Below are 15,082 nucleotides of genomic sequence, written 5' to 3'. Positions count from 1 at the left end.
TTACCGTATAAACTTGCACGCTTTTTGTGCAATTACGGGAACAAAAATAGCATAAATTTAACTCATGTCGAAGGTTAAATATTATTACGATAGCGAGACGCTTTCTTACAAAAAAATCGAACGAAAAAAAGGTCGAAGATTTGGTATTGTATTGCTTAGCATCTTCGGAAGTTTTCTTGCCGGTTTCCTTTTACTGGTTGTTTATCTTAACATTCCACAGATCGAAACCCCCAAAGAAAAGGCTCTTAAACGAGAACTGCAAAATATGCAATTGCAATATGGCCTGCTCAATAAAAAAATGAACCAGATACAGAATGTACTGGGAAATATCGAAGATCGCGATAACAATATTTACCGCTTATATTTTGAAGCCAACCCCATCCCGGAAGAAACACGCAAAGCCGGATTTGGTGGGATAAACCGCTATAAAGACCTGGAAGGTTTTGATAATTCTAAATTGATTATTGAAACCAGTAAAAGAATGGATATTCTTACCAAACAATTGGTGGTACAGTCCAAATCTTTAGATGAAATTGCCGAACTAGCTAAAGAAAAAGAAGATCTTTTAGCGGCCATTCCGGCCATTCAGCCTGTAAAAAACGAAGACCTTACACGTATTGCCTCGGGTTATGGTTGGAGAACCGATCCCTTTACAAAAGTTCGAAAATTCCATTTTGGAATGGACTTTACCGCACCCAGAGGTACCCCGGTATATGCCAGCGGTGACGGGCAGGTCACCAGAGCTGATAATCACAGTACTGGTTATGGAAATCATATACGCATAGACCATGGTTACGGCTATGTAAGTCTTTATGCCCATTTATATAAGTACAACGTAAGAAAAGGACAAAAAGTAAAACGCGGTGATATTATTGGTTTTGTAGGAAGCACAGGCAGATCTGAAGCCCCCCATTTGCACTATGAAATCTTTAAAGACGATGAGCATATAAATCCTATTAATTTTTATTACGGAAATCTTTCTCCGGAAGAATTTGACGAGGTGCTTAAAAAAGCACAACAAGAAAACCAATCTTTGGATTAATGCAAGTTGAACTGCCCGAAAAAAGATACTACAGCATTGGCGAAGTCGCCAAAGCCTTCAAGGTAAACACTTCTTTAATTAGATTTTGGGAGAAAGAATTTGATGTTATTAAACCCAAGAAAAACGCCAAAGGAAACCGTAAATTCACCCCAGAAGATATTAAAAATTTAGAGCTTATTTATCATCTGGTAAAAGAACGTGGTTTTACCCTGGAGGGTGCTAAAACCCATCTTAAAGAAGAAAAGCAAAAAACACTGAGCAATTTTGATATTGTTCGTAAATTAGAGAAAATAAAAACAAGCCTAATCAACATCAAAAATCAATTATAGAATGAAAAAGTGGTTAATCCCAGTTATAGTAATCGTAGTCCTAGGAATAATAGTTTATAGCATGACTGCCGGAGTAAACAATACTGGAGTAGAATTAGAAGAAAATGCAAAAGAAGCATGGTCTAATGTAGAAAGTTCCTATCAACGAAGAAATGATCTTATTGGCAACCTGGTACAAACGGTTCAGGGTGCAGCCGATTTTGAGCGTGGAACTTTGACAGATGTGATTGAGGCTCGTGCCAAAGCGACTTCCGTAAATGTTGATGCTTCTAATTTAAGTGCCTCTCAAATTCAACAATTTCAACAGGCACAAACAGGATTATCTTCAGCTTTATCAAAATTACTGGTAAGTGTTGAGCGTTATCCAGATATCAAGGCAAATCAAAATTTCTTACAATTACAGTCCCAAATTGAAGGAACCGAAAATAGAATTAATGTTGCCAGAGATCGTTATAACGCAGCAGTAACTGATTTTAACACTTATATTCGAAAATTTCCAAACAATATTTTTGCAGGGATGTTTGGCTTTGAGCGCATGGAGAGATATCAAGCCGATGCCGGTGCAGAACAGGCTCCTGATGTAGAATTCGATTTTAAATAAGCCACTTTCAAAATAACCAATATGAGCCGTAAAGACTTTTCTTTAAAGACTAAGGATGAAAATGAAATCGTAGAAGCAATAAGAACTGCTGAAAAAAGCACCTCTGGAGAAATTCGCGTTCATCTTGAAAAATCTTCAGGATCACAGGATATTTTTGAACGTGCCATGGAGGTTTTCCATCAATTAAAAATGGATAACACTAAAGAAGAAAACGGTGTCTTAATTTATGTGGCTATGGAAGATCGCAACTTTGTCATTTATGGCGATAAAGGCATCAACGATAAAGTAGAAGATGATTTCTGGGAAAGCACAAAGGATGTTATTCTAAATCATTTTAAAAAAGGAAACTTTAAACAGGGACTTGTCGACGGAATTTTAATGGCCGGTGAGCAGTTAAAAAGACATTTTCCCTGGCAGGAAGATGACGAGAACGAACTTTCAGATCAAATTTCAAAAGGATAAATGCTACAATTCAACAAAAAGATTAGCGGCTTAAGTCTATTATTATTACTTATTAGTTTTGTGGGATATGCCCAAAGGGATATTCCGCCAAAACCAAGTAAAGAAACAGCAGTTTACGACGGAGCGAATCTTTTAACTTCTTCAGAAGAACAACGCCTTACCCAAAAGCTAATTAATTACGCTGATACCACATCTACCCAAATTGTAATTGCTACCATAAAATCGTTACAGGGAGAGTATGCAGGAACTTATGCAACGCACTGGGCCGAAGACTGGGGCATAGGAATGGATGGGAAGGACAATGGTCTTTTCATACTTGTTGCCGAAAAGGAACGTAAAATCCAGATACAAACTGGTTATGGTTTAGAGCCTTACATGACCGACGCCAATACTTATCAAATCATCAATAATATTATTTTACCTGAATTTAAAAAGGGTGATTACTATACTGGTTTAGATAATGGCACTACAGCAGTTTTTGAGGTTTTGGCCGGTACTTTTAAAGGCGTACCCCAACCACGTGGCGGTTCAGGAAATTCTGCCAAGCCTATTGCTATTTTTATTGTCGTTTTTATCATCATAATCATTTCACTTATTGGTAAAAGTCGCGGTGGCGGCAGGGGCGGTGGTCGTCGTGGTCGTAGCACCCTTATGGATGCCATTATTTTAAGTTCTCTTGGTCGTGGCAGCTTTGGCGGCGGCGGATTTGGAGGCAGCTCTGGCGGCGGAGGCGGCGGAGGCGGCGGATTTGGAGGCGGCTTCGGCGGTGGTGGATTTGGTGGTGGTGGAGCCGGTGGAAGCTGGTAATTTAGCACTACACATATCAACCAAATTTTATAAAAAACTATTAGTAAAAAATAACAACTAAAAATGCCCAATCTTAGATCTAAGATTGGGCATTTTTAGTTGTTATTTTATCGACTATCTTCCTGGCGGTGGTGGCGATCTTCTACCCCCTCTTCCTCCAAAGCTTTGTCCACCAAAATTCTTTAGATTGTAGGTAAAACTTAACATCGCATACTGTGTAAGCACTAAATTATTAGTATCCTGGATATAATCGTCACCAATTTGTCTTCTTGTATTGATCACCTGGTCTAAAACATCATAAACCTTCAATTTGATATTGGCTTTCTCCTCCCAAAACTGGTAACCTAAACTAGTGATCCATAAGATCGAGGTATTGTCAAATTCAGAAGAAACATTTCCAAATTTATTATAAGAAATATCATTTCCAAAAACTATATTCTTAGGCCAGTAGGTAGTTACTTCCAATCCGGCACGCTGATTGACAAATTCTTGCTCGTTAAGTGTACTTATGCTATAATGTGAATTATTATAATCAATACCAATACTTGGATTAAGCTCAATAATATCATCTATAGCATACGTAAGCATTACTGACGGACTAACACTTATATTTTCTGAATCGAACTGCACCCCATTCGAAAATCCTACATTCTTGTTATAATTTGCATTTAATGATAATCGATATCTAAACTCTTTGTTTTCGTTTTTCTTCTGTTTATTATAAAAAATACCAAGCGAAGCCGACATCACACCATCCACGTTAGTATAAGTGGTGGTTCTGGAAAGGTCTGTTGTATCTGTAATTGTTCTTGCTACAACACTCTTTTCCGTAAAATTCATATTGAAATAACTAAATATTCCGCTACGCTTAGAGAAATCGAAATTACGGTAACCAGCTCTAATATTATGGCTGTAAGAAGGCCTTAAGTTAGGATTACCCGTAATAATATTGTTAGGGTTGGTACGATCTACCACAGGTTGCAACTGCCTTAATGAAGGCACATTAGCATCTGTAGAGTAATCTATGGATAGACTTTTAGATCGTTCTACTTCATATCGCACTCGTGCTCTCACGTACAAATTATTAAATGTATTATTAAAAGATGTTTCAGATAGGAAATTATTGTTCTCTAAAGTTGTATTTAACAGCCCTATATTAGTATCTATTCTCCATACATCTCCTTCAAAATTAATTCCTGCGTTTGGCCTATGTTGCCTGCTTTTCACTTCAAAATCACTACTTAAGGTATCATTGATCACCGTATAATTTCCGTTATCATCAGCCTCGTAAACAAAACGCTGATTCTCGTCATGATTAGAAGAAAAGTTGTAAGAAAGATCTAAAAATAAATCTTCTGATAATACACTACGTTGGGATACTCCAAAAGAGTAATTCTCACTATTTGCATCTTCATCGATGTATTGATCCTGAATTCTGGCAATTTCTTCTCCGTCTCGATAATCGAAACTTTCTGAATAAAAATAATTATCATTTTCCTGAGTATCGTAAGCGTTACGGAACTCTAATTGAAGATAAGCTCCACGGGCTCCAAATCGCTTCACAAAATCGATATTATTACTAAAGCTATTACTAAAAATATCTTCAGATTCTGATGTTAATGAATTATTTACCAACTCCCCATCTTCGCTTAATCGTTCTGAGGAACTTCCTCTTTCAGAAAATCCTGTATTTGCTGTAAATCTTGGAGAAATGGAAAGTTGCGTTAGGGTATCGAATTCTATTTCGAACCTTGCATTTGCACGATGGTTATCGTTTACAAGATCACTAAAGCTCTCAGAATTAAGGAAGAATGTACGGTCTGGTAGAATATTTTGCCTTTGGATAGATGTTTCTTGCCTGGTATCATTTCTTCCGAAAAAATAGTCTCCATTAAGTTCATATTTATCATTCCACTCATTCGTATAATTTGCTCCGGCAGTTTCAGCTTTGGTAATACCACCACCTCCGCCTCCACCAAAAACAGAACGCGCTCCAGATCCTCCCATCATTCCGTAAACTTCATCAAAACTAAACCCAGAACTATTGATGTTGTTAGAACTTGCAAGAATACTAAGACGCATATCATCTTTAAAAATATTCCCGATACCACTAAGCTCATATCTACCATCTGTACCACCCCCGGCAGTCCCTCTGGCAAAATAGCCTTTATTCTTATCCTCTTTAAGGGTAATATTTATGGTTTTATTGTCTGGGTCTCCTGCTTTTCCGGTAAATTCTTCAGACCTGGTTTTTTGATTCGACACCTGAATTTTTTCTATGATCTCTTTGGGAAGATTTTTTGTCGCGATCTGCGGATCGTCACCAAAGAATTCTTTGCCATTCACCTTAATGCTCGATACCGGTTTCCCGTTAATTGTAATTGCACCATCTGAATTCACTTCTACTCCAGGAAGTTTCTCCAGTAATTCTTCCAGGTTTGCATTTTGCCTGGTTTTAAAACTATCAGCATTAAACTCTAAGGTATCTTTCTTTAAAGTTAAAGGTGGGCGGGCAGCAACAACCGTTACTTCCCCTAATTGATTATCCTGAAGTTCTAATTTAAGTTCCCCAACATTTTGAGTTCCTTCTTTAACTTCTACAACTTTTTTAAATGGTTTAAAACCGGCATATGATACCAACAGGTTTAATTGCTTTTCTTTAGAACTTCCTGAAAGTGTAAAGTTTCCTTTTGATTCTGAAATAGTATAAGTTACTAAAGTGCTATCCGAGGGCTTCTCTACATACACAGTTGCAGATTCAAGCGGATTCCCTTCTGGGTCCAAAACTTTCCCAGTCATTTCAAACTCCTGAGAAGAGCTTATCGCGGTAATAAAAAGAAACGCGATAAAAAGATAAAATTTCATTGATTGATGTTTTTTAAATTTTCGGTTAAAGTTTAGTCCAATTACTGTGGTGTGAGTTTGTAAAGATTTAGACTTTATAAACCGAAAAACGTTTAATAAAACATCAAAATATTTTAAAATTTAACTAAAAAAGGATTCTCAATGCTATTAAGACATTAAAAATCCTTCACTTATTTAAGAGTATATTATTTTTATTTTTTCCGAAAATAAACGGTGATCGGTACGCCCTTAAAATCAAATTCCTCCCTTAACTTGTTCTCTATAAATCGTTTATAAGGATCTTTAACATATTGCGGCAGATTACAGAAAAATGCAAATTGTGGCTGTGGTGTGGGCAATTGCGTACAAAATTTTACTTTTACATACTTCCCTTTAATTGCCGGTGGTGGATTATTTTCTATTATTGGAAGCATTACATCATTAAGTTCTCTGGTCTTAATTTTTTTGCTTCGGTTTTCGAAAACCTTAACAGCGGTTTCTATCGCTTTAAAAATTCGTTGTTTGTTTAAGACGGAAATAAAGATAACGGGCACATCTGTAAAAGGTTCGATTTCCCTTCGAATCATTTGCTCGTAAGATTTCATGGTATTGGTTTCTTTCTCTACCAAATCCCATTTATTAACCAAAATTACAATGCCCTTACGGTTACGTTGTGCAAGCCAAAAAATATTTTGAACCTGCCCATCAAAGCCCCGGGTAGCATCTAAAACCAATAAACATACATCGGCATTTTCAATAGCTCTTACAGATCGCATTACCGAATAAAACTCTAAATCTTCCTTTACTTTAGATTTTCTACGAATCCCGGCGGTATCTACCAGGTTAAATTCGAATCCAAATCGATTGTATTTGGTATCTATAGAATCACGGGTTGTACCGGCAATATCAGTAACTATATAACGATCTTCGCCAATTAATGCATTTATAAAAGACGATTTTCCTGCATTTGGCCTTCCAACTACGGCAAATCGAGGTAATTCACTTTCTTCTTTATAAGTTTCTTCTGGTAAGGATTCGATAACAGCATCTAACAAATCTCCCGTTCCACTACCATTGGTACTGGCTATGGGAAAATATTCCCCTAAACCTAAAGCATAAAATTCTACGGCATTTTCCAGACGTTTATTGTTGTCTACCTTATTAACAGCCAAAAACACTGGTTTATTTACCTTGCGTAGCAAAATAGCAACATCTTCATCCATGGGTGTAATCCCAGACTCGACATCCACCATAAAAATAATTGCATCGGCCTCACCTATGGCCAATTCAACCTGCTTATCGATTTCAGCTTCGAATACATCATCACTACCAATAACATAACCGCCAGTATCGATTAATGAAAAATTACGACCATTCCAGTCTGATTTTCCATAATGTCGATCGCGGGTTACACCGCTCACCGAGTCTACAATCGCCTCACGACGTTGAATTAAACGATTAAAAAAGGTAGATTTCCCAACATTAGGCCTTCCTACAATAGCAACAATACCACTCATATCTAAAAATTATTGGCAAAGGTAGTATTTAACAACCGAACTTTAAACAATAAACTTTCAGGAATTTAAAAGTTGATTTATTCTACAGTCTGGGTATTCTGAGTTTTCTTGATAAGATTTCCAACCGTTAACCCCTGAACTAAAATGGAAAAAATAACGATTACATAAGTCATCACCAAAAACAAATCACGTTCCATATCCTGGGTAAGACCAAGACACAAGGCAATAGAGATCCCGCCACGTAATCCTCCCCAGGTCATTATAAGATTGGTTTTAGGCACAAATTGTAATCGATTTTTAAAAAACTCTATAGGCAATAATAAAGAAAGGTAACGGCAAATTAAAACAATAGGTATTGCCGTTAAGCCGGCAAAAATATATTCAAGATCAAAAGTGAGAACTAAAATTTCCATTCCTATCAATACAAATAATACGGTATTTAAAAGAATATCGATAAGCTCCCAGAATTTATCAACGTAGGTCTCGGTCATTTCAGACATAGTAGATTGCCTAACGGTATCATTCCCTACCAACAATCCGGCCGTGACCATTGCTAATGGTGCTGAAAAATGGAGTTTCTGGGCCAATGCAGTACCTACCATTACTGTTGCCAGTGTTATGATTACCTCTGTATCATAATCGTCTATAGAGCGCATTAAAAGGTAAGTTATATATCCTATAGCCAACCCCAAACTTATCCCTCCAATAACTTCGGCTCCAAAAAGTTCCATAATATGCAAAAAGCCAGTACTTTCTTCACTTCCGCCAGATGCTGCAATATTAAATATGGTTAAAAATACAACCACCCCAACGCCATCATTAAATAAAGATTCTCCTACTATTTTAGTTTCTAACTTTTTTGGTGCTCCGGCTTGCTTTAAAATCCCCAGTACCGCAATAGGATCTGTTGGAGAGATTAAAGCTCCAAATAATAGACAATGAATATAGCTTACCTGCAATCCGAATAATGGAATTATATAAAAAACGGCGGTGCCTACCAGAAAAGTAGAGGCCAAAACACCCAAAGTGGCAAAAACGATCACAGGCCAACGTTGCACCCTTAATTGCTCAAAATTTGTATGTAGCGCTCCTGCAAATAGCAAAAAACTTAACATCACATCTAAAAGAAGCGTTCTAAAATCTAGTTTGGTAATGATATATTCCTCTATATCCAATAAGGTATCGTCATAAAAACTAATTCCAAAAATGGCCAGGCTAAAAACAATGGTAATTAGCATTAAGCCAATGGTGGTTGGTAATTTTAAAAAACGAACATTAACGTAGCCAAACAATGCGGCCAGAAAAATGATAATCGTAAGAATAATAAAGGGGGTCATATTTTTGCTGAAGTATAGTTCAGTTTAAATATAAAAGAATATCCTAGGGAACGCCCTGATTTAGCGGGGTTTTAACGAAAGATTAAAAACGAGCAGGTTGGACTAGTCTTTAGAGTATCCAAAACGCTTTAGTTGCCTATCGTTGCTTCTCCAGTTTTTATTCACTTTTACATACAATTCTAAATGCACCTGTTTACCGAAGAATTTTTCCAAATCTGCACGCGCCTCTACTCCTACTCTTTTTAGAGCGTTCCCCTTATGCCCAATAATGATTCCTTTTTGGGTATCACGCTCTACCATTATAATACTGCGCATTCTTATAATTTTTTCTTCCTCAAAGAACTCTTCAGTATCTATTTCTACAGCATAAGGAATCTCCTTTTTGTAATGCAGCAGTATTTTTTCACGAATAATTTCATTTACAAAAAATCGCTCTGGCTTATCAGTAAGACTATCTTTTGGGTAGAAAGCCGGACTTTCTGGTAATAATTCCAAAATTCGGCTAAAAACTTCAGATACATTAAAGCCTTCCAGTGCAGATATAGGATAAATTTCTGCATTAGGCACTTTTTCTTTCCACAAACCTACCTGCTCTTCCAGTTGTTCCTGGTTAGATTTATCGATTTTATTCAGCAGTAATAACACGGGGATTTCAGCATGGACAATTTTTCGGAAAAAGGCCTCATCTTTTAATTCTCGCTCGCCAATTTCTACCATATACACCAGAATATCGGCGTCCTCAAAAGCAGATTTCACAAAATCCATCATCGATTCCTGCAGCTCGTAAGCAGGCTTAATAATTCCAGGCGTATCACTTAAAATCACCTGAAAATCTTCTCCGTTCACAATCCCTAAAATCCGATGTCTGGTCGTTTGCGCTTTTGAGGTGATAATCGACAAACGCTCTCCAACAAAAGCGTTCATTAAAGTTGATTTCCCTACGTTTGGATTCCCTATAATATTTACAAAACCTGCCTTATGTGCCATACTGATTTTTTTACAAAGGTATTTTATTTAATTACTGCATCCTAAAACCAAAGTATAAATTGAAAAAACAAAAGAATTATATTCTAAAATTGTAAATTTTGGATGCGAATCACATAATTCCCAGTGTTTTATATTACGATATAATTAAAATTTGAATGCTTTGAAGCCCTATCCTTTCTTATTAAATTTAATTCTATAATTTTGCGGCTTCCAAAATTTAATCCTAAGCGTTTAAATATCAGGATTAAGACACAAAAAAATTCATAATGAAACAAGTTTTCAATCTATTTGATTTCTCACAAAAAGTTAATTATAAAACCGAGATTTTGGCCGGATTAACCGTGGCAATGACAATGATCCCCGAGTCATTATCTTTTGCCATCCTGGCAGATTTCCCTCCTTTAGTAGGATTATATGCGGCTTTTATCATGGGACTTATCACCGCTATTTTTGGTGGACGCCCAGGATTGGTTTCTGGAGGTGCCGGTGCAACTGTAGTGGTTTTGATCGCTTTAATGAACTCACATGGCTTAGAATATGTTTTTGCGGCGGTAGCCATGGCAGGAATTATTCAAATTGGCGTTGGTGTTTTTAGACTTGGTAAATTTATAAGACTGGTACCGCAACCTGTAATGTTTGGTTTTGTAAATGGTCTTGCTGTTATCATCTTTTCTGCACAGCTAGAACAATTTAAAGTAATGGTAAACGGACAGGTTGAATGGTTAACCGGTAGCCCACTTTTAATTATGGTGGCATTAGTTGCTTTAACCATCGCTATTATCCTGATTTTCCCTAAAATCACTAAAGCAGTGCCACCATCTCTAGTAGCCATTATTGTGGTTTTTGCCATTGTTTATTTCTTTGGTATTGACACCAAGCAGGTTAAAGATATTGCTTCGGTTAGCGGAAGTTTACCCCCGTTCCATATCCCAGAGATTCCTTTTACTTTAGAAACGCTGAAAATTATTTTTCCATACGGACTCATCATGGCAGCGGTTGGTTTAACCGAAGGTTTACTTACCTTAAACCTTGTAGACGAAATTACCGGAACCCGAGGCCGTAGTAACAAAGAATGTGTAGCCCAGGGAACCGCTAATATTGCCAACGGATTTTTCTACGGAATGGGCGGTTGCCCTATGCTGGCACAAACCTTGGTTAATTTATCTTCTGGATCTCGCGCAAGACTTTCAGGAATTATTGCTGCAATAACTATCCTTGTTATTATCCTTGTTGGTGCCCCGGTCATCGAATTATTACCCATGGCGGCGCTAACCGGTGTAATGATCATGGTTGCTTTTGGGACTTTTGAATGGGCAAGTTTTAAAACGCTTAATAAGATGCCCAAGCACGATATCTTTGTAATGGTTGTGGTTACTTTGATCACGATTTTACTTCACAATTTAGCTCTTGCCGTACTTATTGGGGTTATTATTTCTGCATTGGTATTTGCATGGGATAACGCCAAAAGAATTAGAGCCCGTAAAAGAATAGATGAAAATGGTATAAAACATTATGAAATTTACGGCCCGCTTTTCTTTGGATCTACCACTGCTTTTAATGAAAAGTTTGATGTTTTAAATGATCCCGAAGAAGTAATTGTAGATTTCTCTGAAAGCCGAATTGCGGACATGTCTGGTATTGAAGCCGTAAATAAACTGACTAATCGTTATGCTAAACAGGGTAAGAAATTACATTTAAGGCACCTTAGTCAGGATTGCCGACGCTTACTGAACAACGCCGATGCCATTATCGAAGTTAACATTATAGAGGATCCCACATACCACGTGGTTACTGATAAGGTAAAATAGTCTACTCGTTACAATAAATAAGAAGGCTTAAAACTTATCGATTTTCGATGGTTTTAAGCCTTTTATTTATAGAAAAAAACCTCATGGCAGCTCCATTACGTTCTTATAAAATATTATTCATTTAGCGGCAGCTTCAAAATATTTAATCTAGATTATTGAGGAAAATTCCTATTCGGTTTCTTCTGAATCATCTAAAGAACTAAAAGATTTAATGGCCTGGTTGGGCTCCATGATATTGTAGCCATCCCAAAAATCAGGATTATATTTTTTAAATTTCTGATAATCAAAATTAGTATTGGTTTCTACTGCAACAAAGGCATCTTTGGTTAATTCTTCTTCATCATAAACAATCCATTGAAACTTCGAAACATTACTGGCAATAATATCCATTTCCAGGTCTAATTCTTTAAGCCGTTTATTCCATAACCAACTGCCTTTTTTAACCAGTAAGGTTAAAGGACGATCTACACCAAAAGTATTACCGGCACTTTTCTCGATGTATTTAGGGTTATACTTTCCTTTTTGATCTTTTTCGAAAATCATAATCCCATTATACACATCTTCTTTGTTACTCACCCCAAAGATCTTAAACTTCTTTAGTGGCTTTACATTCTCGTAATCCAGCCGATAAAGTCCAAAATCTTCAGTACTCACGTACATTTTTCCTTTAAAATCGGCGCGCCGTTTTGGCTGAAAATTGATCACGTAAGCAATATCATTTCCTATTTGTGTATATCCTGCGACATCGAATTCATATTTTCTGGATTTTTGAAAAATATCCAGTGTAATGTCTTCTTTCCAGAACATTCCCTTTAAATTCGAATTAATTCGGCTTTTAAGACCGTTAGCGATATTTTCGTATCGCTTTATACTATCCTGAGCTTTTTCCTCAGCTGTTTTCTCCTTAGGTCTAGGTGCTTCCAAATCTTCCAGAAATTCTTCGCTGTCCATTTTCACGCCCAAAATGCCAGATTTAATTTTCACATAGGTGTCCTGGCCAAGATTATCCCTGATTATTTGCTCCATTCGCTCCCCCAATTCTTCTACGCCTTGCTCGTTGGTAGGATTATAAAGATTAGCGATTTTGATGAGTTGAATTTTTTGTTCATCATAATTTCCATAAAAGTCACCAAGATATTCCATATAACTGTCTACGTACCGAGGGATTTGTTGTAGTGCGTTGTCTACAAATTTCTGGTCGATTTCAGGAATGGTACTTTCTTCAACTTCCATATCCAGCCGACTAATATTATTAAAAAACGAACTTCGATAAAAAAAGCGCTTCTTAGAAAAACTAAAATTATAATTAGAGTCTATCCTGGCGAGAACGCGTTCTAATATTTCTTCGCCGGTAAGGTTTTTATCAGAAAGAAAAACTTCAGATAATGCTATGGAAGAAGGTTTAATAAAGAGGGTGTCTTTTAATTCTGAAACAGTTAATTCGGTTTCCTCATAGCCCAATGAAGATACTTTAATTTTAGTTTCTGGCAAAGTTCCTTCGGGAAGTACAAAAACACCTTCGTCGTTAGTCACTACACCGTTGTTTTTACCATATTGAATAGTTGCAAAGGGAATAGTTTGTTTGGTTTGAGCATCGACCAGTACAGCAGAAGTTTGGAGTTGCTGTCCAAAAATACTGGACGAGATTAGCAAAAGTGCTTTAATAAGTAATGTTCGCATTTTGATGATGGTTAGATTAAGACTATCTAAAAGACGTTTTTAGCTACAAACTGTTACACGAATTTTAGTATTTTAATAGATGTTATAGATTGAGTTTAATTACTTAACGTAAAGCTATCAATAAATATTATAAAATATCTAACATTGCTTTAGTCCCCACTATTAAGAATAATCGTATTTTTAAGGCAAATGAATGACTAAAGGTACAATCTATGCCAATTAACGTTCAGGGTGATAAGGAGTTTGACAGTGTAACTTCTATTCAGAATAAAGCCCTTCGTATTAACCTTAATGAGAATATCTACGGCACTTTTGCTGAAATTGGAGCCGGGCAGGAAACGGTGAGAAACTTTTTTAGGGCTCCAAATCCTACCGGAACTATTGCTAAAACGATGAGTGCTTATGACAAGGATTTTAGCGATGCTATTTATGGAGCCGAGCCTGCAAAAAGATACGTAACTGAACCACGGCTAAAAGCCATGATGGCCTACGAGACCGGGCTAATAGAAAAACGAATTTCACGGCTTAAACATCCCAATAAACTCTTCTTTAGTTTTGCAAATACGGTTGCGACTATAGATTGGGCTAAAAAATATAAAGGGCATGGATGGATTGGGATTCGTTACCAGACTACTCCAAAAGAAGAATACAACGAGATTATAATGCATGTGCAGCTTCACGAAAACAAAGCGGCACAGCAGCAAATAAGTCTTGGGATTATGGGGGTAAACCTTATTTATGCCGCATATTATCATCACGACGATCCCAAAACTTTGCTAAAACATTTATATGATCATTTAAGTCCTGACAAAATTGAAATCGATACGATTAATTTTACCGGGCCTGCTTTTAAAGATGTAGATAACCGTTTAATGAGTTTACAACTGGTAAGAAACGGAATGACCAATGCGGTGATGTTTGCGCCCTCTGGTAACAATGTGCTACCAGCAAATGTGTTATACAAAAAGAATATCCTTACCCTTCGCGGTAGTTTTAGACCGGTAACCAATGTAAACATTAGCATGTACGAAAAATCATTGCAAATGTTTATGGACGAGCATAAAGTGGAGCGAGCTGCTACTGAAGTTATTTTTGAAATGACCCTTTTCAACCTGAAAGCTGAGGGAGATGAAATCGCTGAAAAAGACTTTTTAAATAGAGCAGATTTACTTTGTGCTTTAGGTCATACGGTAATGATCTCTAACTTTCAACAGTATTACAAAGTAGTAGATTATTTTGCCCAGTTTACTTCAGAACCAATAGGGCTTACTATGGGTGTTACTACATTAATCGATATTTTTGATGATAAATATTATAAAGAACTAAGTGGAGGAATTTTAGAAGCTTTCGGAATTTTATTTGCCAGAAACGTAAATATTTATCTTTACCCCGCTAAAGACGAAGAAACAGGAGAAATCCTTTCTACCAAAAACCTAAGGGTTAATAATAATACGCGTGGTTTATATAATTTCTTTAAACAAAACGATCGCATTATCGATATTACCGATTTTGAAGAACAATCTTTAAATATCAATTCCAGAAAAATTCATGAAATGATACACGAAGGGAAAAGCGGTTGGGAAAAAATGCTTCCTGAAACAGTAACCAAACTCATTAAAGAAAACCAGATGTTTAGGAAAAAATAATCTATTTCTTTTCTGAAAAAGA

Annotated in this window: 12 protein-coding genes; 7 read left to right on the top strand and 5 right to left on the bottom strand. The window is 36.6% G+C overall.

Annotated elements, in window-relative coordinates; all coding sequences use genetic code 11:
• The first annotated feature begins 64 nt into the window (after nucleotides 1–64).
• From ZPR_RS03785 to ZPR_RS03765, 5 genes are read left to right on the top strand one after another with little or no spacing between them, the layout of a single operon-like run.
• A complete protein-coding gene (locus ZPR_RS03785; protein WP_013070288.1) occupies nucleotides 65–1,042 on the top strand; it encodes a M23 family metallopeptidase in 978 nt (325 codons plus the stop codon).
• Nucleotides 1,042–1,371 carry a MerR family transcriptional regulator gene (locus ZPR_RS03780; RefSeq protein ID WP_013070287.1) on the top strand — a complete coding sequence of 110 codons (330 nt, stop codon included), beginning with the start codon at nucleotides 1,042–1,044 and terminating at the stop codon, nucleotides 1,369–1,371. The genes ZPR_RS03785 and ZPR_RS03780 overlap by 1 nt, the downstream gene beginning before the upstream one ends.
• 1 nt (nucleotide 1,372) lies before the next feature.
• The gene (locus ZPR_RS03775; RefSeq protein WP_041578656.1) at nucleotides 1,373–1,972 is read left to right on the top strand and encodes a LemA family protein; all 600 of its coding nucleotides are present in this window, start codon (nucleotides 1,373–1,375) and stop codon (nucleotides 1,970–1,972) included.
• Nucleotides 1,973–1,993: 21 nt separating this feature from the next.
• Complete coding sequence (locus ZPR_RS03770) at nucleotides 1,994–2,434, top strand: TPM domain-containing protein (protein ID WP_013070285.1); 441 nt, start codon at nucleotides 1,994–1,996, stop codon at nucleotides 2,432–2,434.
• Complete coding sequence (locus tag ZPR_RS03765; protein WP_013070284.1) at nucleotides 2,435–3,241, top strand: TPM domain-containing protein; 807 nt, start codon at nucleotides 2,435–2,437, stop codon at nucleotides 3,239–3,241.
• Nucleotides 3,242–3,355: 114 nt separating this feature from the next.
• Here ZPR_RS03765 and ZPR_RS03760 read toward each other — a convergent pair whose 3' ends face one another.
• From ZPR_RS03760 to era, 4 genes are all read right to left on the bottom strand, one after another.
• Nucleotides 3,356–6,106 (bottom strand): outer membrane beta-barrel protein, encoded by a 2,751-nt coding sequence (locus ZPR_RS03760; protein ID WP_013070283.1) that lies wholly within the window; start codon nucleotides 6,104–6,106, stop codon nucleotides 3,356–3,358.
• 191 nt (nucleotides 6,107–6,297) lie between these two features.
• Nucleotides 6,298–7,602 (bottom strand): ribosome biogenesis GTPase Der, encoded by a 1,305-nt coding sequence (gene der / locus ZPR_RS03755; RefSeq protein ID WP_013070282.1) that lies wholly within the window; start codon nucleotides 7,600–7,602, stop codon nucleotides 6,298–6,300.
• A 77-nt stretch (nucleotides 7,603–7,679) separates the two neighbouring features.
• Complete coding sequence (locus ZPR_RS03750; protein ID WP_013070281.1) at nucleotides 7,680–8,939, bottom strand: cation:proton antiporter; 1,260 nt, start codon at nucleotides 8,937–8,939, stop codon at nucleotides 7,680–7,682.
• A 102-nt stretch (nucleotides 8,940–9,041) separates the two neighbouring features.
• The gene (gene era, locus ZPR_RS03745) at nucleotides 9,042–9,926 is read right to left on the bottom strand and encodes a GTPase Era (protein ID WP_013070280.1); all 885 of its coding nucleotides are present in this window, start codon (nucleotides 9,924–9,926) and stop codon (nucleotides 9,042–9,044) included.
• A 266-nt stretch (nucleotides 9,927–10,192) separates the two neighbouring features.
• Between era and ZPR_RS03740 the strand changes: the two genes are divergently transcribed.
• Nucleotides 10,193–11,734, top strand: coding sequence for a SulP family inorganic anion transporter (locus ZPR_RS03740; RefSeq protein ID WP_013070279.1), 1,542 nt, complete (start codon nucleotides 10,193–10,195; stop codon nucleotides 11,732–11,734).
• Between the two features lie 168 nt (nucleotides 11,735–11,902).
• Here ZPR_RS03740 and ZPR_RS03735 read toward each other — a convergent pair whose 3' ends face one another.
• Nucleotides 11,903–13,414 carry a carboxypeptidase-like regulatory domain-containing protein gene (locus tag ZPR_RS03735; RefSeq protein ID WP_013070278.1) on the bottom strand — a complete coding sequence of 504 codons (1,512 nt, stop codon included), beginning with the start codon at nucleotides 13,412–13,414 and terminating at the stop codon, nucleotides 11,903–11,905.
• 212 nt (nucleotides 13,415–13,626) lie between these two features.
• Between ZPR_RS03735 and ZPR_RS03730 the strand changes: the two genes are divergently transcribed.
• Nucleotides 13,627–15,060 carry a hypothetical protein gene (locus ZPR_RS03730; RefSeq protein WP_013070277.1) on the top strand — a complete coding sequence of 478 codons (1,434 nt, stop codon included), beginning with the start codon at nucleotides 13,627–13,629 and terminating at the stop codon, nucleotides 15,058–15,060.
• Nucleotides 15,061–15,082 lie beyond the last annotated feature (22 nt).

The sequence above is a fragment of the Zunongwangia profunda SM-A87 genome (assembly GCF_000023465.1).
Classification (GTDB): domain Bacteria; phylum Bacteroidota; class Bacteroidia; order Flavobacteriales; family Flavobacteriaceae; genus Zunongwangia; species Zunongwangia profunda.
This window is presented reverse-complemented; position numbering and strand designations above follow the sequence as displayed.

What these genes read in the sequence shown, in the direction of transcription:
- ZPR_RS03780 (WP_013070287.1), top strand. Translation starts at nt 1,042, where the DNA reads ATGCAAGTTGAACTGCCCGAAAAAAGATACTACAGCATTGGCGAAGTC.
- ZPR_RS03765 (WP_013070284.1), top strand. Translation starts at nt 2,435, where the DNA reads ATGCTACAATTCAACAAAAAGATTAGCGGCTTAAGTCTATTATTATTA.
- ZPR_RS03770 (WP_013070285.1), top strand. Translation starts at nt 1,994, where the DNA reads ATGAGCCGTAAAGACTTTTCTTTAAAGACTAAGGATGAAAATGAAATC.
- der (WP_013070282.1), bottom strand. Translation starts at nt 7,602, where the DNA reads ATGAGTGGTATTGTTGCTATTGTAGGAAGGCCTAATGTTGGGAAATCT.
- ZPR_RS03735 (WP_013070278.1), bottom strand. Translation starts at nt 13,414, where the DNA reads ATGCGAACATTACTTATTAAAGCACTTTTGCTAATCTCGTCCAGTATT.
- era (WP_013070280.1), bottom strand. Translation starts at nt 9,926, where the DNA reads ATGGCACATAAGGCAGGTTTTGTAAATATTATAGGGAATCCAAACGTA.
- ZPR_RS03760 (WP_013070283.1), bottom strand. Translation starts at nt 6,106, where the DNA reads ATGAAATTTTATCTTTTTATCGCGTTTCTTTTTATTACCGCGATAAGC.
- ZPR_RS03775 (WP_041578656.1), top strand. Translation starts at nt 1,373, where the DNA reads ATGAAAAAGTGGTTAATCCCAGTTATAGTAATCGTAGTCCTAGGAATA.
- ZPR_RS03785 (WP_013070288.1), top strand. Translation starts at nt 65, where the DNA reads ATGTCGAAGGTTAAATATTATTACGATAGCGAGACGCTTTCTTACAAA.
- ZPR_RS03730 (WP_013070277.1), top strand. Translation starts at nt 13,627, where the DNA reads ATGCCAATTAACGTTCAGGGTGATAAGGAGTTTGACAGTGTAACTTCT.
- ZPR_RS03750 (WP_013070281.1), bottom strand. Translation starts at nt 8,939, where the DNA reads ATGACCCCCTTTATTATTCTTACGATTATCATTTTTCTGGCCGCATTG.
- ZPR_RS03740 (WP_013070279.1), top strand. Translation starts at nt 10,193, where the DNA reads ATGAAACAAGTTTTCAATCTATTTGATTTCTCACAAAAAGTTAATTAT.